The sequence below is a fragment of the Synechococcus sp. R55.7 genome (assembly GCF_047461955.1).
GTDB lineage: Bacteria > Cyanobacteriota > Cyanobacteriia > Thermostichales > Thermostichaceae > Thermostichus.
In genome coordinates this window covers 1-1654 of record NZ_JANSIC010000331.1, presented here as the reverse complement: position 1 = coordinate 1654, position 1654 = coordinate 1, and the positions used below count along the sequence as shown (strand labels likewise).

The 1654-nt window shown below is 58.1% G+C and carries 1 protein-coding gene; it reads left to right on the top strand.

The genetic code is table 11. The features are described 5' to 3' along the window. Positions 1-236 precede the first annotated feature (236 nt). Complete coding sequence (gene ychF, locus NW820_RS12265; protein WP_011434459.1) at positions 237-1328, top strand: redox-regulated ATPase YchF; 1092 nt, start codon at positions 237-239, stop codon at positions 1326-1328. Positions 1329-1654 lie beyond the last annotated feature (326 nt).

Here is a 1654-nt window from a genome sequence, read left to right as displayed (position 1 = left end):
GCCTTCAGGCCGGGGAGGATGTCAAAAGACCTCAGCTGCCCAACACTGTGCAGCTGACAAAAAATACAGTTCTCTTGGGAGAGGAGCCGAGGGTGGTGGCGTTGGCGGCGCGGAGCGCTTGGGAGCGGATCCACCGGTTGGGAAAGGGGCGGCAAATGCTAACGTCAGAGTAGGGATCTTTCCGCTGGGCAAGGGATCCCGTTACCCTGGTTTTTGGCTTTTTCCCCAAGATCTGGATGTTGAGAGCTGGAATTGTCGGCCTGCCCAACGTAGGCAAATCTACCTTGTTCAACGCCCTCTGTGAAAATGCCAAAGCCGAGGCGGCCAACTTTCCCTTCTGCACCATTGAGCCGAATGTGGGGCGGGTGGCGGTGCCCGACGAGCGCTTGCAGGTGCTGGCCAAGATCAGCGGTTCTGCCGAGATCATCCCCAGCCAAATCGAGTTTGTGGATATTGCCGGGCTGGTGGCTGGAGCCAGCAAGGGGGAGGGTCTGGGCAACCAGTTTCTCTCCCACATTCGCCAGGTGGACGCCGTGGTGCACGTGGTGCGCTGCTTCCAAGACGAGAACATTGTGCATGTGGCGGGTTCGGTGGATCCCTTGCGGGATATCGGGGTGATCAACTTGGAGCTAGCCTTGGCGGATTTGGCCCAGATCGAGCGGCGCATAGAGCGGGTGCGCAAGCAGGCAAAGTCCGACAAAACCGCCCAACTGGAGTTGCAGGCTCTGGAACAATTACAGGCTGCCTTGGACGAGGGCAAGCCGGCTCGCCTGGTACCCCTCAGCCCAGAAGAAGAGCAGTTGATCAAAGGGTTGGGGCTGCTCACCCGCAAAAAAGTCATCTACGCCGCCAATGTGGCGGAAACGGATCTGGCCAGCGGCAATGCCTGGGTGGAGCAGGTGCGGCAATTTGCCGAGGCGGAAGGGGCAGGTGTGGTGGTGGTCTCAGCCCAGGTGGAGGCGGAACTGGTGGAGCTGCCCCCCGACGAGCGACAGGCCTATCTGGATTCGTTAGGGGTAAAAGAGGGCGGGCTGAAATCTCTCATCCGAGCCACCTACGAGCTGTTGGGCTTGCGCACCTACTTTACCTCTGGCCCCAAAGAAACCCGCGCTTGGACGATTCCAGTCGGCGCCACAGCCCCTCAGGCAGCCGGGGTGATCCACTCCGATTTTGAGCGGGGCTTCATCCGGGCCGAGACGGTGGCCTATGCCGATCTGGTGGCGGCGGGATCCCTGAATGCCGCCAAAGAAAAGGGCCTGCTGCGCAGCGAAGGCAAAGACTACGTCGTCCAGGAAGGGGACGTGATGCACTTCCGCTTCAATGTCTAGTTCCCTATCCTCCTGCATCTCTCAGGCAAGCTGGGTTTTCTCAGAAACTGAAGACTTGCTCCCTGTCTTTAGGCAAAAAGACTTAACCCGCCCTGGACAAGGGATCCCAGCGCAGCTCCGGCTGGGTCTGAGAGGGGGCCTTTTCCTAAGAAAACGGTTGACGCTGTAACGAAACATCACAATAATTGGACTAGATAAACAAATGTTTTAGGGATGTATTGATGGATCTGCTGCAATACGGCCCGATGGCCTGGGTTTACATGGCGATCTTTGCCTCTATCATTTGGTGCATCTGGGGTCGTTCCGAAGACGACATCATGTTCTAG